The sequence below is a fragment of the Paenibacillus algorifonticola genome (genome assembly GCF_050481745.1).
Lineage (GTDB): Bacteria > Bacillota > Bacilli > Paenibacillales > Paenibacillaceae > Pristimantibacillus > Pristimantibacillus algorifonticola_A.
Map to the genome: position 1 here is coordinate 194903 of NZ_JBCNGR010000036.1, position 18463 is coordinate 213365.

14 protein-coding genes are annotated in these 18463 nt (G+C 49.5%); 12 read left to right on the top strand and 2 right to left on the bottom strand.

Annotation, left to right across the window (positions count from 1 at the left end):
* Window position 1 precedes the first annotated feature (1 nt).
* The 8 genes from ABEW34_RS26090 (at window position 2) to ABEW34_RS26125 (ending at window position 8838) form a co-directional block, all read left to right on the top strand.
* The gene (locus ABEW34_RS26090) at window positions 2–457 is read left to right on the top strand and encodes a PTS sugar transporter subunit IIA (RefSeq protein WP_430162863.1); all 456 of its coding nucleotides are present in this window, start codon (window positions 2–4) and stop codon (window positions 455–457) included.
* Window positions 458–488: 31 nt separating this feature from the next.
* Window positions 489–758, top strand: coding sequence for an HPr family phosphocarrier protein (locus tag ABEW34_RS26095; RefSeq protein ID WP_430162866.1), 270 nt, complete (start codon window positions 489–491; stop codon window positions 756–758).
* Window positions 755–2497: a phosphoenolpyruvate--protein phosphotransferase gene (ptsP, locus tag ABEW34_RS26100; RefSeq protein WP_430162868.1), complete on the top strand. Its 1743-nt coding sequence runs from the start codon at window positions 755–757 to the stop codon at window positions 2495–2497. The genes ABEW34_RS26095 and ptsP overlap by 4 nt, the downstream gene beginning before the upstream one ends.
* A gap of 286 nt (window positions 2498–2783) precedes the next feature.
* Entirely contained in the window at window positions 2784–3452 is a 669-nt protein-coding gene (gene deoC, locus ABEW34_RS26105) for a deoxyribose-phosphate aldolase (protein ID WP_430162871.1), read from the top strand.
* Window positions 3453–3604: 152 nt separating this feature from the next.
* Complete coding sequence (locus ABEW34_RS26110; RefSeq protein ID WP_430162874.1) at window positions 3605–4786, top strand: NupC/NupG family nucleoside CNT transporter; 1182 nt, start codon at window positions 3605–3607, stop codon at window positions 4784–4786.
* A 200-nt stretch (window positions 4787–4986) separates the two neighbouring features.
* Window positions 4987–5694 carry a purine-nucleoside phosphorylase gene (gene deoD, locus ABEW34_RS26115; protein WP_046233744.1) on the top strand — a complete coding sequence of 236 codons (708 nt, stop codon included), beginning with the start codon at window positions 4987–4989 and terminating at the stop codon, window positions 5692–5694.
* Between the two features lie 55 nt (window positions 5695–5749).
* Window positions 5750–7051 (top strand): pyrimidine-nucleoside phosphorylase, encoded by a 1302-nt coding sequence (locus ABEW34_RS26120; RefSeq protein ID WP_430162877.1) that lies wholly within the window; start codon window positions 5750–5752, stop codon window positions 7049–7051.
* Window positions 7052–7329: 278 nt separating this feature from the next.
* Window positions 7330–8838: a DHA2 family efflux MFS transporter permease subunit gene (locus tag ABEW34_RS26125; protein ID WP_430162880.1), complete on the top strand. Its 1509-nt coding sequence runs from the start codon at window positions 7330–7332 to the stop codon at window positions 8836–8838.
* A 227-nt stretch (window positions 8839–9065) separates the two neighbouring features.
* Here ABEW34_RS26125 and ABEW34_RS26130 read toward each other — a convergent pair whose 3' ends face one another.
* Window positions 9066–9836 (bottom strand): ANT(4')-I family aminoglycoside nucleotidyltransferase, encoded by a 771-nt coding sequence (locus tag ABEW34_RS26130; RefSeq protein ID WP_430162883.1) that lies wholly within the window; start codon window positions 9834–9836, stop codon window positions 9066–9068.
* A 297-nt stretch (window positions 9837–10133) separates the two neighbouring features.
* On the opposite strand from ABEW34_RS26130, the gene ABEW34_RS26135 reads away from it, so the two are divergent.
* Window positions 10134–11252, top strand: coding sequence for a GNAT family N-acetyltransferase (locus ABEW34_RS26135; protein WP_430162886.1), 1119 nt, complete (start codon window positions 10134–10136; stop codon window positions 11250–11252).
* A gap of 62 nt (window positions 11253–11314) precedes the next feature.
* Complete coding sequence (locus ABEW34_RS26140; RefSeq protein ID WP_430162889.1) at window positions 11315–12004, top strand: hypothetical protein; 690 nt, start codon at window positions 11315–11317, stop codon at window positions 12002–12004.
* 357 nt (window positions 12005–12361) lie between these two features.
* Here ABEW34_RS26140 and ABEW34_RS26145 read toward each other — a convergent pair whose 3' ends face one another.
* Window positions 12362–13246, bottom strand: coding sequence for a helix-turn-helix domain-containing protein (locus ABEW34_RS26145; protein ID WP_430162891.1), 885 nt, complete (start codon window positions 13244–13246; stop codon window positions 12362–12364).
* A gap of 181 nt (window positions 13247–13427) precedes the next feature.
* Between ABEW34_RS26145 and ABEW34_RS26150 the strand changes: the two genes are divergently transcribed.
* Both ABEW34_RS26150 and ABEW34_RS26155 read left to right on the top strand, forming a co-directional pair.
* Window positions 13428–15743 carry a beta-galactosidase gene (locus ABEW34_RS26150; protein ID WP_430163214.1) on the top strand — a complete coding sequence of 772 codons (2316 nt, stop codon included), beginning with the start codon at window positions 13428–13430 and terminating at the stop codon, window positions 15741–15743.
* 259 nt (window positions 15744–16002) lie between these two features.
* The gene (locus ABEW34_RS26155; RefSeq protein WP_430162893.1) at window positions 16003–18411 is read left to right on the top strand and encodes a glycoside hydrolase family 95 protein; all 2409 of its coding nucleotides are present in this window, start codon (window positions 16003–16005) and stop codon (window positions 18409–18411) included.
* The last annotated feature ends 52 nt before the right edge of the window (window positions 18412–18463 follow it).

Genomic DNA, 18463 nt, shown 5'->3' on the forward strand with positions numbered 1-18463 from the left:
CATGTCATCCCAAACGTTATTAAATATTGAAACAATCATTCTCGATTCATCCGCTGGTGACCGTCAAGCCGTTATTAAAGAGCTTGCTAAGCGACTGCAATCGGCTGGATATTTAAATGATGAGGCTGCTTTTCTAGCTTCGGTTGAAGCCCGTGAGCAGCATGCGTCAACAGGCATCGGCTTTGGCGTTGCAATTCCGCATGGCAAATCCGCGGGAGTCATCAAACCGGGCTTAGCTTTTGCCCGTCTCGCTCTGCCAATTGACTGGGGCTCCCTTGATGGCAAGCCGGTCACTTCGATAATTTTGCTGGCCATTCCGGAATCGGATGCAGGCAAGGAGCATTTGCGGATTTTAGCTTCGGTATCGCGCAAGCTAATACACGAAAGCTTCCGCCAAGAGCTGCTGGATGGCCAAAGCGCAGCCGATATTTTGAAAACATTGGAAAGCGCCCTGTAAGTACAGCGAGATTAAAGGAGGAGACATAGCGATGCAAACACGTGTATTGACGATCATAAATGAAGAAGGGCTGCATTTGCGTCCAGCCCAAGTGCTGGCTAATGCTGCAGGACAATTCGCAGCTGATATTTACGTAGAGGTGGCTGGCGGCGGGGAGGCAAATGCGAAAAGCGTGCTTGGCATCATTGCGCTTGGTTTGGAAAAAGGCGCCGAAGTCAAGCTGTCTGCAGATGGTGAAGATGAGGAGCAGGCTGTCGCCAGGCTTGCTGAATTATTCGAGCAAGGTTTCGGAGAGCAATGAGCGAGCAGCGCATCAAAGGCATTGGCGTTTCGGAAGGTATCCGCTTCGGGAAAGCCTTCATCTATGGCGCGCCTGCTGTAGAGGCGGCTTATCCTCAGCGGATTGAGCCGGAGCAGGTGGAGGCGGAGCTTGAACGTCTGGAGCAGGCGAAGCGCCAGTCGGCAGCAGAGCTGAAGACGATCATCGCCAAAACCGAGGCGAAGCTGGGGAAGGACAAAACGGCAATTATCGAGGGGCAGCTGAGCTTTCTGGATGATCCCGCCTTTTACGGCGATATTCGCGGTCAAATTAAGCGCAAGCAGGCATCCGCTGAACAAGCGGTACAAACGGTGCTTTCCCAGCTTTCCGCGTTGTTTGAGAAGATGAACAATGCATACGTAAAGGAACGCATTCATGATGTGAAGGACGTTGCGGATCGGCTCATGAGCCATTTGCAGCAGATTTTTTATCCGGATCTGGCGAGTATTACAGAGCCTGTTATTTTAGTAGCGGAAGATTTAACGCCTTCCGTTACCGTGCAGCTTGATCGCAGCATTGTGCTTGGCTTTGTGACACGGGTAGGCGGAGAAACGACGCATACAGCGATTTTATCCCGCTCGCTCGGCATTCCTGCGGTTGTGGGCACTGGTGCTGCCTTCGAGCAGCTGAGCCATGGTGAGGAGCTAATTCTGGACGGTACGGATGGCGTTATCGTGTTAAATGCCGATGCTGATACCCGCTCAGACTATGAAGCAAGGCATCAGGAGGAGCAATCGGCAGCCGGGAAGCTTGAGAAATACAGGCTGCTGCCGGCAAAGACGGAGGATGGCAAGCTGATTGAGCTCGCTGTAAACGTCGGCATGCCGGAGGAAATGCGAGATGGTCTTGTGGAAGAGGCCCATGGGGTCGGCTTGTTCCGAACGGAATTTCTGTTCATGAACGCTGACCGCTTCCCTGACGAAGAAAAGCAATTTGCTGTATATAAACAGCTTGCTGAAGCTTGGAAAGGCAAGCCTATCGTTATCCGCACGCTGGATATTGGCGGAGACAAGGAGCTGTCCTATTGGGATTTGCCGCATGAGGACAATCCATTTCTCGGCAATCGGGCAATACGCCTTTGCCTGAATGAGCAGGAGCTGTTCCGCACCCAACTGCGGGCGATTGTTCGCGCCAGTGCCTTCGGTACCGTTAAAATGATGTTTCCGATGATTTCCTCCATGCAGGAGTTCCGTGCTGCCAAGCAGTTGACGCTTGAAGTCATGGACGAGCTGAAGGAGCAGGGGATCACCTTTGACGAAAAATTGGAAATCGGCATTATGGCCGAGGTTCCGTCTGTCATTCAGCTGGCGGACCGTTTCGCCAAAGAGGTTGACTTTTTCAGCATTGGCACAAACGATCTGGTGCAATATACGCTTGCTGTTGACCGCATGAACGAGAAGGTCGCGCACTTATATGATTATTTCCATCCGGCCGTTATCCGCTCGATTCGCAGCTTGATACAAGCGGCGCACAAGGAAGGCAAATGGGTTGGCATGTGCGGCAAAATGGCGGGCGATCCGCTCGCAGCACCGCTGCTGCTCGGGATGGAGCTGGATGAATGGAGTATGGACGCGGCTTCTCTGATGAAGCAAAAGTTTACGCTGTCTAGACTAAATGTGCAGGATAGCGCCCAGCTGCTAAGCAATGTGCTTGATCTCGACACGGCTGAAGAAGTTCGGCAGCACATTAAAGCTTTCCATGCTGCAAAATTTAGTGATTAGAAGCCATTTAGGACGCTTTCGTCATTTTCGTTCCTTCAGAAGGAACGAAGTTGCGGAGGCGTTTTTCTTTTGCTAAAAAAATAATTTTACATATGTTCATGAATTGGTGAGTGATAGACAGCGGAAATGGGTAATTTATTAAAAGAATTGGCGGAAAAACGGAATATCCGCATTTCAAAGCTTTATTTTGTGAACATAAGTCCAAGTGTTTGTTTACATATGACCACATGCGTGTTAAACTGAGTTTGTATTTGAGGATCTCGTATATGGGGAAGGGGAACAGGTCATGTTAAATTTGTCTGGAATGATCGATCATACGCTGCTGCGTGCTGACGCGACGAAAGCAGAGATCGCTAAGCTGACGGAGGAAGCGAAACAATATGAATTTGCCTCGGTTTGTGTGAATCCGACCTGGGTCGCTTTTGCAGCTGAGCAGCTAGCTGGAAGCAAGTCCAAGGTTTGCACGGTTATCGGTTTTCCATTAGGAGCATCGACGAGCGCCGTTAAAGCTTTTGAAACGAGCAATGCGATTGCAAATGGTGCAGATGAAATTGATATGGTTATCAACATTGGCGTTTTGAAAGACGGTAACGATGATTACGTCGAGCAGGATATTAAAGCGGTTGTTGATGCGGCAGCAGGCAAAGCGATTGTGAAGGTCATCATTGAGACAAGCCTGCTTACCAATGAAGAAAAGGTTCGCGCATGCGAGCGTGCGGTGAAAGCCGGAGCCGATTTTGTAAAAACCTCGACAGGCTTCTCCACTGGTGGAGCAACAGCTGAAGATGTAGCGCTTATGCGCAAAACAGTCGGAGACAAGCTTGGCGTTAAAGCATCGGGCGGCGTTCGCGGTCTTGAGGATATGAAAAAAATGATCGAAGCAGGCGCAACTCGTATTGGAGCAAGCTCAGGCGTGAAAATTATGCAGGGCGAGCAATCCAGCGCCGCTTATTAATGGATAAACGAAAGAACATGGTGCTGCTCCTTACCGAAGGAGCGGCGCGCTTTTCTCGATAAACGAACGAGCGGCGACATCAGCATAACTTTGTAAGCGCTCTATTCGTCCAATCAACTTCCATAATCATGAAAAAATAGGAGGCGGCAACTATGAAATACATCGTAGCTTTATTAGGCCTGCTTGTTGTGCTAGGATTGTCCTATATCGCCAGCAACAATAAGAAAAATATTCGTTTTAAGCCGATTGCCATCATGATCGTTTTGCAGGTGGTTCTTGCCTTTGTCCTATTAAATACGTTTGCGGGCGCGACCTTGATTAAAGGTTTTTCCGGCGTGTTCGAGCAGCTGCTTTCCTACGCGCAGGAAGGAATCAACTTTGTATTTGGCGGCATTTTAAATGAAGGACAATTTTCCTTCTTCCTGTCGGTGCTGCTGCCAATCGTCTTCATTTCCGCGCTAATTGGTATTTTGCAATACTTGAAAATCCTTCCCTTTATCGTAAAGGGCATTGGATATGTGTTAAGCAAAGTCAATGGCATGGGCAAGCTGGAGTCGTACAATGCGGTCGCATCAGCCATTTTGGGCCAATCGGAAGTATTCATTTCGGTCAAAAAACAAATTGGCCTGCTGCCGAAGCATCGCCTGTATACACTGTGCGCTTCCGCGATGTCCACCGTATCGATGTCGATTGTCGGTTCGTATATGCAAATTTTAGACCCGAAATATGTGGTGACCGCGCTCGTCCTCAACCTGTTCGGCGGCTTTATTATCGCTTCCATTTTTAACCCGTATACGGTGGAGGAAGGCGAAGACGTGCTGCAAGTACAGGAGGAAGGGGAGAAGCAGACCTTTTTCGAAATGCTGGGCGAATATATTATGGATGGCTTCAAGGTTGCGATTATTGTCGCGGCGATGCTGATCGGTTTTATTGCTCTCATCGGCATGATTAATGGATTGTTTCTTGGCATTCTTGGCATTTCCTTTCAGCAAATACTTGGATTTATTTTCGCTCCTTTCGCTTTTATTATGGGTGTGCCGTGGAAAGATGCCGTTGATGCGGGAAGTATTATGGCCACGAAAATGGTATCGAATGAATTTGTAGCGATGCTCGAAATTAGCAAATATCCTGATCTTTCGGCCAAAGCAGTGGGCGTCGTATCGGTGTTTCTCGTCTCTTTTGCGAATTTTTCCTCCATCGGCATCATTGCAGGCGCGGTAAAAGGCTTGCATGAGAAGCAGGGCAATGCCGTTGCGCGCTTCGGGATGAAGCTGCTGTATGGTGCAACGCTGGTCAGCGTTCTGTCGGCGACGATTGCAGGGATTTTCATTTAACTGCCAGAAGTATTCGCTAAGCTGACAGAGCAGAATTTGCTCAGAAGCACCTTCGCTGATGTTGGAGCGGCCATTGCGGATAATTTCGGCGTTACACTGCCTGATCACGGAACCAGCTTCATGCCGTCGTTAAATGAACCAATGAATGAACGAATGAACGAATGAACTAACTATATGAACGAAGCAGAGGAGATATTACTATGAGTGTTCATATTAATGCAAAGCAAGGCGACATCGCCGAAACGATTTTATTGCCAGGCGACCCGCTAAGAGCGAAATATATTGCGGATACGTATTTGGAAAATGTAACGTGCTACAACGAGGTGCGCGGTATGCTGGGCTTTACAGGGACGTACCAAGGCAAGCGTATTTCGGTGCAGGGAACAGGTATGGGCGTACCGTCCATCAGCATTTACGTCAATGAACTCATTCGTGAATATGGCGTGAAAAATCTCGTTCGTGTCGGCACATGCGGCGCCATGCAAAAAAGCGTAAACGTGCGTGAGGTTATTTTGGCGCAAGCGGCTTGTACAGATTCCAGCATGAACCGCCACGTATTCGGCGGTTATGACTTCTCGCCAATTGCCAGCTTCGAGCTGCTAAAGGCGGCTTACGAGCGCGGCGTAGCCAAAGGCCTCAAGCTGCATGTCGGCAATATTTTTTGCTCGGACAGCTTCTATCGGGATGATAAGTCCATTGTAGAGAAGCTCATGGAGCACAATGTGCTTGGCGTTGAAATGGAAACGACGGCGCTTTATACGCTGGCTGCAAAATATGGCGTCAATGCCCTGACGATTTTAACGGTAAGCGACCATCTGTTGACTGGTGAAGAAACGACGTCCGCTGAAAGACAAAGCACATTCAATGACATGATGGAAGTAGCGCTAGAGACGGTAACTTCCCTGTAATAGGCAAGGTAGCTTAGCTTATAGATTTCATTTAAAACCGTGAGGAGAATGCAGCATGAGAATGGTAGACCTGATTGAGAAAAAACGCGATGGTGAAGTGCTGAGCGCTGAAGAAATTAACTTTTTCATTCAAGGGTATACGAAAGGCGAAATTCCTGATTATCAGGCCAGCGCAATGGCAATGGCGATATTCTTCAAGGATATGACGGAGCAGGAGCGCGCCGACTTGACGATGGCGATGGTGAATTCCGGCGATACGATCGATCTGTCGGCCATTGAAGGCGTGAAGGTAGACAAACACTCCACTGGCGGTGTTGGCGATACGACGACGCTTGTTTTAGCCCCACTCGTTGCAGCGCTGGATATCCCAGTTGCGAAAATGTCGGGACGCGGCCTTGGCCACACCGGCGGAACGACAGACAAGCTTGAAGCAATTGCTGGCTTCCACGTGGAACTTGCGAAGGAAGAATTCGTTCGCCTCGTCAACAAGGATAAAATTGCGGTCGTTGGCCAATCCGGCAACTTGACGCCAGCTGACAAGAAGCTGTATGCGCTGCGCGATGTTACAGCTACCGTTAACTCCATTCCGCTTATCGCAAGCTCGATTATGAGCAAAAAAATCGCTGCCGGCTCCGACGCTATCGTGCTTGACGTGAAGACAGGCGCAGGCGCCTTCATGAAGACGGTAGAAGATGCGAAGGAGCTTGCGCACGCAATGGTGAGCATTGGCAACAACGTTGGACGCAAAACGATGGCGGTCATTTCCGACATGAGCCAGCCGCTGGGCTTTGCAATCGGCAACGCCTTGGAAGTGAAGGAAGCGATTGATACGCTGCAAGGCAAAGGTCCAAAGGACTTGGAGGAGCTATGTCTAGCGTTAGGGCGTCAAATGGTCTATTTGGCGAACAAAGCAAGCTCGCTGGAAGAGGCGGAGGAAATGCTGAAGGAAGTCATTCGCAATGGCAAAGCACTGGAGAAATTCAAAGTGTTTATTGCCAATCAGGGAGGAGATCCAACGGTTGTTGACCATCCGGAGAAGCTGCCGCAAGCGGCCTTCCTGATCGAAGTGCCAGCGAAGCAGGATGGTGTCGTTGCGGAAATCGTAGCTGACGAAATCGGTACGGCAGCGATGCTGCTGGGTGCAGGACGCGCGACGAAGGACTCGGAAATCGATCTGGCTGTAGGCTTGATGCTGAATAAAAAAGTGGGCGACACCGTCAAGGCCGGCGAATCGCTCGTAACCATTCATGCCAATCGTGAAAATGTGGACGATGTGCTCGCGAAAATTTATGCCAATATTCGTATCGGCGATAAAGTCGAAGCTCCTGTCTTGATTTACGGAACTGTAACCGAGTAGTAATAAAGCCATTTGGGTATAAAATAAAAGCCGCCATCAGGTTGCAATTGCTGCCGGGATGGCGGCTTTTGTGCTGCAAGGAAACGGCTGGCAAAGGTTTAAATAGGGTTTATAAAAGGTTTATAAAGTCATGAAACGGAAATGCTTAAGCTACAAATACTTAACAACTAAAATATTTGACAATAAGGTAAAATGCCATTATTATATGTGATGGGACAGCTGTCCATTGTTAAATGGGCACGTAAGTCATCTTGTGCAGATAGGCAGGGGGAGAACAAATGTCGCAAGCAGCATCGAAAGGCGGCGCAGAGCCTGAATTCCGCTTGGCAAGCATCATCGTACCGATGATCGCCATTATTTCAGGCATATTTATGGTTATTTTGGATTCAACAGCGATGAATGTCGCGTTGTCTAGACTCGTCATTGATTTTAAAACCGATTTGCCAACGATTCAGTGGACGGTAACGGGCTATATGCTGGCGACGGCGGCGGTTATTCCGCTTTCAGGCTGGCTTTCGGATCGCTTTGGAGCCAAAAATATATTTTTAGGCTCGGTTGTTGCCTTCACCTTGGCATCCTTGCTATGTGCATTGCCTAGCAGCGCCGAGTGGCTCATCGTATTTCGGATTATTCAAGGCCTCGGCGGCGGTTTCGTTATGCCGGTCGCTATGGCTTATGTGTTTCGTTTAAGCCCGCCGAATAAGGTAGGGCAAGTCATGGGGATGATGGGCGTGCCGATTCTGCTCGCGCCTGCGGTTGGCCCGATTTTGGCCGGCTGGCTCGTGGAATATCATTCCTGGCACTGGATTTTCCTGATTAATATTCCGGTCGGCATTTTCAGCATTATATTCGGCCTTTGGAAGCTGCCGAAGACGGAGCGCAAGCAGGTGACCGGCATTGATATTCCGGGCATGATTTTAGGGCCGCTTGCCTTTGCTGCCTTATCCTACGGGGTAACGCAAGGCGCAGAAAGCTGGTCGTCCGATAAGACGATTGGCGGGCTCGTTATCGGCGGCATCGCGCTCATCGCATTTATTATCGTAGAGCTGCGGTCAAAAACGCCGCTGCTGGAGCTTCGCGTGTTCCGCTCGGTGGACTTCTCGTTCAGCATTTTTGTGCAGTGGCTGCTGCAATTTTCGCTTTTCGGCGCGATTTTCCTGCTTCCGCAATTTTTGCAGCAGGCACGCGGCTACGGCGCCTTTGATACGGGGCTCACGTTGTTCCCACAAGCGCTAGCTTCCGCATTTATGATGCCGATTGGCGGCTATTTGTTCGATAAAATCGGGGTGAGATGGCTTGTCGTTATTGGCCTCAGCCTTGTATCCGGTGCGATTTTTCAATATACGCAGGTCGATTTGACGACAGAGGGCAGCGATTTGCTGCTTCCGCTCATTATGGCGGGCATGGGCTCTGGCCTCATGATGATGCCGCTCAACTCGCATTTGCTGCAAAAAGCGCCGCGTGATCTCGTCAGCCGAGTAACGTCACTGACCAGCGCTTTGCAGCAGGTAGTTAGCTCCTTCGCGGTTGCGACTTTAGTTACGGTGCTCTCGTCACGAGTGAAGACGCTCATTGTGGATCAGCAGCTGCCGCTTACGACGCCTGCCGAAGTGCAGAAAGCGACGCTTGCCGTTGCTCCAGAAGCTTTCGGCTATACGTTCGGCATTATGCTCGTTATTGCCATCGCCGGCATTTTCCTCGGCTTGTTTCTGCGCAGAGGCAAAGTGCAGGCGGGGGCGGAAGAGCAGAAGGGCAAGCAGGAATTGGGGCTTGAGGGACTGCATTAATCTAAATCAATTCAATCGAGCTTACGTCAGACGCCTGGTTCGCCAGCGGCGGTCTGGCGTATTTTTTTATTGTTCAGTTGAACAGCCTGCGAATAAGGGGGATTCTCACACAGAGGGAATTGCATGTTTATTCTATCCCTCCAGAAGAAAAGTAAAAGCCCCCTCGTGAAAGGGGACTTTAGCCTATCAAAATCATATTATGTTATTGCAAATGTTGCATTAGCGGGTCAAAATGGGATACGTTTTGTACTTATTACGTAGTCATGTTCCGCTGCCCACTTCACAAGGCCATTCCAGAAATTTTCACAAGCTGAAATGATTCTTGAAGGCTCTGCTAACTCACCAGACATAACCATTCGCACAACATTGTCAAATCCTTCTGGACGACTAGGAAGTTCTAATGCCTCTGGTAGAACCATTGAGCCAGTCGAGAAGAGTTTTTGATTGTGTAACCCGACTAACATAGCTCCGTAATGGGCAAACTCCACTGCCAAGTATGGCAAGTAGGTGTAGGGACCATTTACACTGACATTTCTAAGTTTCCCAACAAATTCGTACATTTCCCCTACAAGGAATTCGTTAATTGAACAGCGGAAATCTTCCCTTGTTGGTGATTGGGCAGCTTCCTTCAATCTTGGGAAAAATCCTTTGGGATCATATAGGCTAAGTTGAGAAAAGAATGGCCCATGCGTCAATGGCCAACTTCCTTCAACAGTAGAGGCGGTTTTAAGGAGATCGTCCTCCCTACAAATGCCGACTTCTGCTTTCCAAGGCCCCGCCGACCATTCATAGCTGAAATCTACGGGATCACTTGATTCACTTAGTACGCAAAACATCTCAATGTCTGAGAAAGGGCCGTCTGTGCCCCTGGAAACAGAACCGTAGACTCCAATGGCAACGATTTTTTCTCCGTACACCTCGTGTAATCTCGAAGCAATTTCGTGGCAGGTTTCCAGTCTTTCGTTTCGAGAAATATTTACAGGTCCATTCATGTGCATTAGCGTGTCTCTCCCTTTGATTTATTTGGGCGAATATTCACTAACACATGGATGGAGGACCTCGGGCTTAACGGGGGACTATTTTTGGATGCATTTGATTTCCTCCTACAATTTTTTATGGTAATTGTACCCAAGAAAATCTATTTTCGCAAGGTTTGAAGGTGGCTTCAAAGTCATCAGTTCTTTGTCGATCTCTACTATAGCTACCTGAGCTGCCCGGCAGGATATTGAATATGCTTCTAGAATTATAGTTGTAGGAAGTTAGTTCAATTTTTAGACTGAAAGGGTAGGGGGAAAATGGTTGAATACAGAATGGCAGCTCCGAATGAGCGCGATGAATACATAGATTTAGCCAACTTTGCTTTTCGCTTAGATTTTGAAACCCTGATGCCCAAAGCGTATGAAAAGAGCGTAGATTCTTCAGCGATGCATATGGTTGCTGCGGATGAGAAAGGCAGACTGCGCGCACAGGTGGCCGTTTTTCCAGAGCCTATGACGGTATGCGACTATACGCTGCGAGCCTGCTATTTGGGTACCGTATCGGTCCATCCTCGAGCGCGTGGCGAGGGGCATATGAAGGTACTAATGAACATGTGGCTTGAAAAACTGCGCGATACGCATGATATGGTCGTATTATATGGCCAGCGGCAAAGATATGAGTATTTTGGCTTCACCCTTGGCGGCGTAAAGTTCAAGTATTTCGTAGGAGAGGCCAACGTACGCCATGCCTTAAGACAGGTCAGCGACACCGGAATATCCTTCTGCCCGTTATTCGAGGTTGAAGGAGCAGAAGCCTTTGCTCATAGCATGAACACCTCGCGGCTTGCTTATGTTGAACGCAGCACACAGCAATTGCCGCTTATTTTCAACACCCTCCATCAAAATGCGCTGGGCGTACTGGATAAAGGCAAGTTGATCGGGTATGTGATCGTAAACGAAGCAGGCGATGAAATGTCTGAACTCGCGATGAAAAATACGGACGATATTTCGCGGACCATCAAGGCTTATATGGGATATAGCAAAGCAGAGCGGATTTCTATTTATACGCCAGAATATGATATTCCTCTAAATACAATGCTGGGCAGCATGGCTGAAGACTATGTCATCGAGACATCTGATATGTATCATATTCTGGATTTTGCCAATGTGTTGAAGGCTTATCTAACGCTTAAGCATAAGACCACAGGGATTATCCAGGGGGAATTCTCCGCAGTCATGGACGGTCAACCGATTACTGCGCGAGTGGATGCGAGTGGCGTGACTGTTGAGCGTTCTGCTAAGCAAGATGCAGTTGTCCTTACTAAGCAGCAGGCTCAGGCGCTTCTTCTTACACAGCACAGTCGTTATATGGCAGTTCCCGCGCCCGCAGGGTGGTTTCCACTACCGATATTCTGGTACAAGATTGATAAATACTGAGACAATTTGAATGGAAATCTGTTTGCTTTTGGTGGGGGAATGTAAAAGGGAGGATTAAAAGCGTGTTAAATTATCGTAAACGAAGATTCTGGCTGCTTGGTGTCTCGATTGTTATTATGCTAGCAGTTGGGATTGGACTGATAGTAAATTCTGTAACAAAGGGGAGAGATGCACCAGGTGAAGAAATTTCTTTGGAAATACCAGAGAAATCAGCAGCAGAAATATTAAAAGACCTAGCCGATCAACCATTTTCAGTGAATGGGAATCAAATGAGTGATGACGATCAAGAAACCGTTGTCGCATTTGGACAAGCTTTTGTGAATTTATATACCGGTGCTGTTGCAGAACAAGAAACAGTATCCTTTAGAAATTACATATCTAATGAAAATCTTCTTAAATACACAAATAAAATGTTAGAGCTAGAACAAAGAAAAGAATTAAAGGGAGCAGTCAGTGTCCATTTCGGTTTGGAAAATGAATTCAAGGAAGCAGAGTTCAAGAAACTTGATGGAAATCTCTACTACGTAAGTTTACCATTTTCAAACCAAGGGTCTGGAATGAATCTTCAGGTGTTGGTTCAAGCTGAAAACAAGGCATTAAAAATCGTTGATTTGTATTTTGGAAACAAAGATGGTATAGATTCGATTGCAACAGGACATCCCGCTGATAGAAAGCTTCATGATCCAAAACTATGGGATGACCAAGTATGGGTTGATGGTGTTTTTGAGAAGCTTGAAAAAATAGAAATTTGAACGGAATTTTACTTTGAAAGGAATTTAACAAGGAGTGAAGCGTTAGCAAATAGCCATACCAAAAGCGCCTTGCCTGCATAGAGCAGGGCAAGACGCTTTTCCCGCTGGTGTCTCCCATTCAGCCTAACGGTTTTGCCCTGATTCCCGCAATAACCTCTTTGTTACCCGATTGGATGCTTGCGAGAGCAAAGCAGCGGTATGTGCAAGCAATAGCTCCCGGTTAAGCTCCATAAATGCACTCCCCCTTCTACTTCGGATTATACATTCTATTAAAATGGCACAGAGATGTGCTAGTCTCCTAATCTATCAGGCGAAAGTTGATGAATATATCGGCTACGGTTAATGGTCTAGAGCAATCTAGCCTTTCAGCTGCCTGCGGTAATCCGTAGGCGACACGCCAATAATCTTCTTAAACAGCCGTGAAAAATAATACGGGTCCTTAAAGCCAAGCGACAGGCTGACCGCCTTCACGCTTTGGTCGGTAAGGTCAAAAAGCTGGCCGGCCCGCTGCATCTTCAGCCGCAAATAATAGTCGATTGGAGCATAGCCGGTAGATTGCTTAAATAGATGATTAAGATGCTGCTTGGAAATGCGCGTTCGCGTAACCAAATCCTCTAAGGTTAAATGGCCCTCCAACTGATCCTTCATATATTGTATAGCCTGTTCAATATAGGCGAGCATTTTCTCATCCTGCTTGCGCCTTGGAATAAGCGAAATGTAGCTCAGCAAATAACGAATCGTTTGTGAAATATGCAGCTGATGAATAACCGAATAGGATTTGGCTGACAGCAGCTCGTAGCATTGGTTGAATAGCTCGACGATTTTCTCCGCCTCCGGCAGCGACACGTGGAGCAGCGCTGCCTCAAGGCTGAGGCTTTCCAGCAGCTGCACCAGTTCCTCGCCGCGAAAGTGAAACCAGTAGATGCTCCATGGGTTCGTCGTCTTGGCTCCGTAGCTATGAGGGGTGAAGGCGGGAATGATGGAGACGGTTTTTTCCGTTACATGAATCGTCTCCTCGCTGCCGAGTTTAATCCAGCCCTCTCCATTCGTGCAATAGATGAAAATATAAGAATCGCAGCCTTTAGGCCGCTCCCGGTAATGGTGCTTGGCACGGTGAAAATAGCCAATATCCGTTACAAAGGCTTGGCGAATAATCGGGTGGCTGGTCATCTCCTCCAGCTGGTAGGGGGGCAAAACAATCAGCTTCTCCGTCTCGAAGCCTTGTGTTTTTTTGTTGAGCATGGTGAAGCAAGCCTCCTCGTTTCTAATGGTTATATTGTAAGCGGAGGGAGCTTCCAGCCGCAAGCGCTGCATTCGGGCAAAATCAGAATATGCTCCATTAGGAACAGACAATTGTCAATGGCAAGGTGAGCGCAGGTACGGTACAGTGGGGGGATATAAAGGAGGTAATTGCGTAATGAGCATGCATCATGCAGCTGTAAAATTGAATGAGTGCAATAAGGAAATTACGACGGGCATATTGTCGAGCAATAAAGGAAGCAATCCGAAAGGGGAAAGCTTCGGTTTTACGAATTTTTATATGACGCGCAATGGTGAGCCGTTTATTCCGGTTGTCGGTGAGTTTCATTTTTCCAGATTTTCTTATTTATATTGGGAGGAAGAGCTGCTCAAGATGAAGGCGGGCGGTGTGCACATAATCGCAACCTATATATTTTGGAATTACCATGAGGAAAAGGAAGGTCGCTTTAATTGGAATGGCAATCGCAATCTCCGACATTTTATTGATCTTTGCGCAAAGCTTGAGCTTCCGCTGGTGCTTCGGATCGGCCCTTTCTGCCACGGCGAGGTGCGTAATGGCGGCATTCCGGATTGGGTGTTCGACAAGCCGCTCGTCATTCGCTCGAATGATGAGCTGTATTTGAAATACGCAGCGCGGCTGTACCGCGAAATTGCCAGGCAGATGAAAGGCGCGCTGTTTCAAGACGGCGGCCCCGTTATTGCGATTCAGCTCGAAAATGAATTTATGCACTGCGGCGCTCCGCTAGACTCATGGGGCTATAAAAACGGCGTATTCATGTCCGCAGGCACGGGCGGCAATGCGCATTTGGACAAGCTCAAAGCGATTGCGGCAGAAGCAGGCATTCGCCCGCTGTTCTTTACAGCTACTGCATGGGGAGGAGCAGCGGTGCCTGAGACGGACACGCTCCCGATGCTTGCAGGCTATGCGTATACGCCATGGATTCCAAATCAGCCGCCGAGTGGGGAATATATTTTCCGTGATCTGCATGGATCGCCGATGGAGCAGGTCAATTATCCTTCTGCACAATATCCCGTCGCATATTGCGAGATGGCAGGGGGCATGCAGGTCAGCTATACGGCAAGGCCGCATGTGAGCCCGGACAGTGTGGAAGCGATGACGCTTGTGAAGCTGGCTAGCGGCAGCAACCTGCTGGGTTATTACATGTATCATGGCGGCTCAAATCCACGGGGAGAAAATGGATTTCTCAATGAATATGGTTTGCCGAAAATAACGTATGACTATCAGTCCCCGCTAGGCGAGTTTGGACGCATTGGCGAATCGTATGACCGTATCCGCACGCTTAGCCTGTTTATGGAAGCTTACGGCGCAAGCTTGGCGCCAATGGGAACAGTACTGCCGGAAGGCCAGGCGGAGCTGCAGCCTGAAAATACGGAGGCACTGCGTTATTGCCTGAGGCAAAAGGATGGCTCGGGCTTCTTGTTCCTGAACAATTTTCAGGATCATGTGGACATGCCTGACCGGGAAGAAGTAAGTGTGACGCTGGATACGTCCAAAGGACAGGCGAGATTTCCGCATACGGGCAGCTTGCGATTGAAGCAAGGAATTAGCGCGGTGCTGCCGTTCCACTTGGAAGAAGCAGGCATTCATATCGTTTCTGCTACCGTTCAGCCACTGACGAAGCTTACGGATACAGAGCACCCGCTGCTTGTCTTTTATGCGCATGAGGGCCTGATCCCAGAGCTTGTTATTTCCGAGGAAATGGTCGCGGGCGTAACTAGCGATGGTGGCGGTATAGTGGAGCAGCAAAGCGGAGTTTATAGGGTGCATCCGGCAGCAGGCAAGCAGCATTTAACTGAAGTAAGGCGTAAAGACGGAAATGTCGTCCGTATCCTTATTCTCTCTAGAGAAGAGGCGCTGAGCACGTATCGTCTCCGCTTGTGGGGAGAGGAACGCCTGCTGATCAGCGAAAGCCATCTTTATGTAGCGGGTGAGCAGCTCATTTGCACCTCGCCAGGCAAGGCGGAATGGCAAGTTGCCATGTACCCGGCAGCCACAGCGGATATTAAGTCAAGCCAAGGCAGCCTTTCTCCAGCAGCTGGAGGCTTGCTCCAGCTTTATACGGTGAAGGTAGCAGCTTATGAACCGCAGCTTCTCATCAACAAGACGTCAAATCGTCATGCGGCTGTGCAAATCGATGCTGCTTGGCCAGACCAGGTAGCTGATTTGTTTCTTCATATTGAATATGATGGCGATGTAGCCGCTGCGTATTTGAATAATGAGCTGCTGACAGACCATATCCATTATGGTCAAGCATGGCCAATTGGGCTGAAGGGCTTCCAAAATGAACTGCTGGATAATGAGCTGCAGCTCGCCATTACTCCCATTCGAAAAGGTACAACGCATACGTTTGTGAATCAGGCGTTCGTGGAGCGCTTTGAAGGCGTGGAAATCGCAGCGTTTCATGAGATTAAGGCGGTGCCGCATTATGTGACGGCGTTGTCTCAAGTGTTCAAATAAGCCGCTAATGGAGGGCGGCAAGCAGGCACGCCAGTGCCCCAGCAGGCAGCAAGCGCTGGGAAACAGGCGTGTTTGCTGTCGTTTTTAAGCTTTTTTTGACGGAAAAGGTACTAATTTATATATGACTTTGTCCTTAATATTGAGGGTACTGCAAAGGAAGAGGTCTGGCTTATGATGAATATATAAGCTTGGCGACGGATTTGAGCCACGGCGCTGCAAAAGCGACGAACCATAAAAACTTTAAGGAGTGACCATCGCAGTGACAACGCAGCAACAGCAAAATATTCAGCCATGGAAGCTATGGTACATGCAGCCAGCGAGCCGTTGGGAGGAAGCGCTGCCGATCGGCAATGGCCGATTGGGCGGCATGGTATTTGGAGACGCATGCAAGGAGAGAGTGCAGCTTAATGAGGATACGTTATGGTCTGGATTTCCACGCGATACGAACAATTATGAAGCCTTGAGGTATTTGAAAAAATCGCGCGAGCTTATTTTCGCTGGGCAATACGGCGAGGCCGAGACGCTTGTGCAGGATAAAATGCTAGGCATGAACACGGAGGCTTACCAGCCGCTGGGCGATCTTTATATAGAGCATCGCCAGCTAGGAAGCGATAGCGGAATGTCTGCTTACCGCCGTGAGCTTGACCTCGATACAGGAATTGCTTCGTCTGCCTACACAGTAGATGGCCGATCGTTTCGCCACGAAATATTCGTAAGCGCCGTCCATCAAGTGATGTGCATTCGCTATGAGGTGCTGGACGGCGGGGAGATTTCTCTAACGGCAGGGCTGGAGTCGCCGCATCCGGTACAGCTCGCGGAAGGTAGCGGCGGCGCGCTTGTACTAAGCGGGACATGCCCATCCCATATTGCCGACAACTATCGTCAAGATCATCCGAGGTCGGTGCTTTATGAGCAGGGCCGGGGTGTTTCCTTCGAGGCAAGGCTGCAATTGCTAGGTGCAGGCGCGACTGACATCGTCAATGGAGCAGATGGCTCAAGCAGCTCGCTTACTGTAAGCGGACTCGGAACGGTTACGCTGCTGCTTGCGGCTGCTTCAAGCTTTGCCGGCTATCAGGTGATGCCGGTTAATGATTCCGCGGCATTGGCGCTTAAAAATGAGCAGCCGCTGGCGATTGCATCGGCGCTCGGCTATGAGGAGCTGCGCAGCCAGCATATTACCGAGCATCAGCGGCTTTTTCGCCGGGTAGCAATCGATCTTGGAACTAGCCCGAATGCACTGCTTCCAACAGATGAGCGGCTTGCAGGCTACAAGAGGGGCGAGGCAGATCCGCAGCTGGAGGCCCTATATTTTCAATATGGACGCTATTTGCTGATGCAAAGCTCAAGGCCAGGCACGCAGCCAGCCAACTTGCAGGGCATATGGAATGACCGGGTACAGCCGCCATGGAACAGCAATTATACGACGAACATCAATACGCAAATGAACTATTGGCATGCCGAAATTTGCGGGCTGGGCGAATGCCATGAGCCGCTTATAGATATGATTGGCGAGCTTAGCCAGACGGGCAGCCGCACAGCAGCTATTCATTATAATGCGCGTGGCTGGGTCGCCCACCATAATGTCGATTTGTGGCGGGCTTCCACTCCTTCGGGCGGGCATCCGAGCTGGGCCTTCTGGCCATTCGGCGGCATTTGGCTTTGTCTGCATCTATGGGAGCATTATGCGTTTAATCCGGATCTGGCTTATTTGCGAGAACGGGCGTATCCCGTTATGAAGCAAGCCGCTCTGTTTTGTCTGGATTGGCTGCAGGAGACGGAAGATGGCGTGCTCGTCACGATTCCGGCCACTTCGCCGGAAAATATGTACAAGCTGCCAGATGGCAGCGGCGGAACAAGCAGCGTATCTTTGGCAACGACTATGGATATTTCACTGATTAAAGAGCTATTCACGCTTTGCCTGCATGCGGCCGATTTGCTAGGCGAGGATGAGGCGCTGCGCAGCGACTGGCAGGGAGCGCTGGCGAAGCTGCCGCCATTCCAGATTGGTTCGGATGGCAGGCTGATGGAATGGGTTGAGGAATATGAGGATCATGAGCCCGGACATCGCCATGTATCGCATTTAATTAGCCTGTATCCGGGTTTTCTGATTAATGCGGAGAAGGAGCCAGAATTGCTGGAGGCTGGACGGGAATCGCTGAGACAGCGGATTGCAAGCGGCGGCGGCCATACGGGCTGGAGCTGCGCATGGCTCATTAACTTGTATGCAAGGCTGGGCGAGCCGGAGCAGGCGCATCATTTTATTGAGACGCTGCTTTCCCGCTCGACGCATCCGAATTTATTCGACGATCATCCGCCGTTCCAAATTGATGGGAATTTCGGCGGGACAGCAGGCATCGCTGAGCTGCTGCTCCAAAGCCATACGCAGGAGCTTTCACTGCTGCCTGCACTGCCAAAAGCATGGCCGAACGGTTCCGTGCAAGGGCTGCGGGCACGCGGCGGCTTCATGATCGATATGGAATGGAAAAATGGACGACTGGCGTCGGCCCGCATCGAGTCGCTCTCAGGCTCGCCATGCACGCTGCGCAGCGCCGATCTGGAGCTGGCGGTACGGACAGAAGGCGAAGGCACGCTTGTCGCAAAGCAGGGCGAGCGGTTTGAAACGTCGGCAGGCGCGGTATACACCGTCTTGCCGTCGGAATTACTGTAAGCTTAAAACATACACCTATATAGAAGATATAGCATAAGGGAGAAGTGGAAAA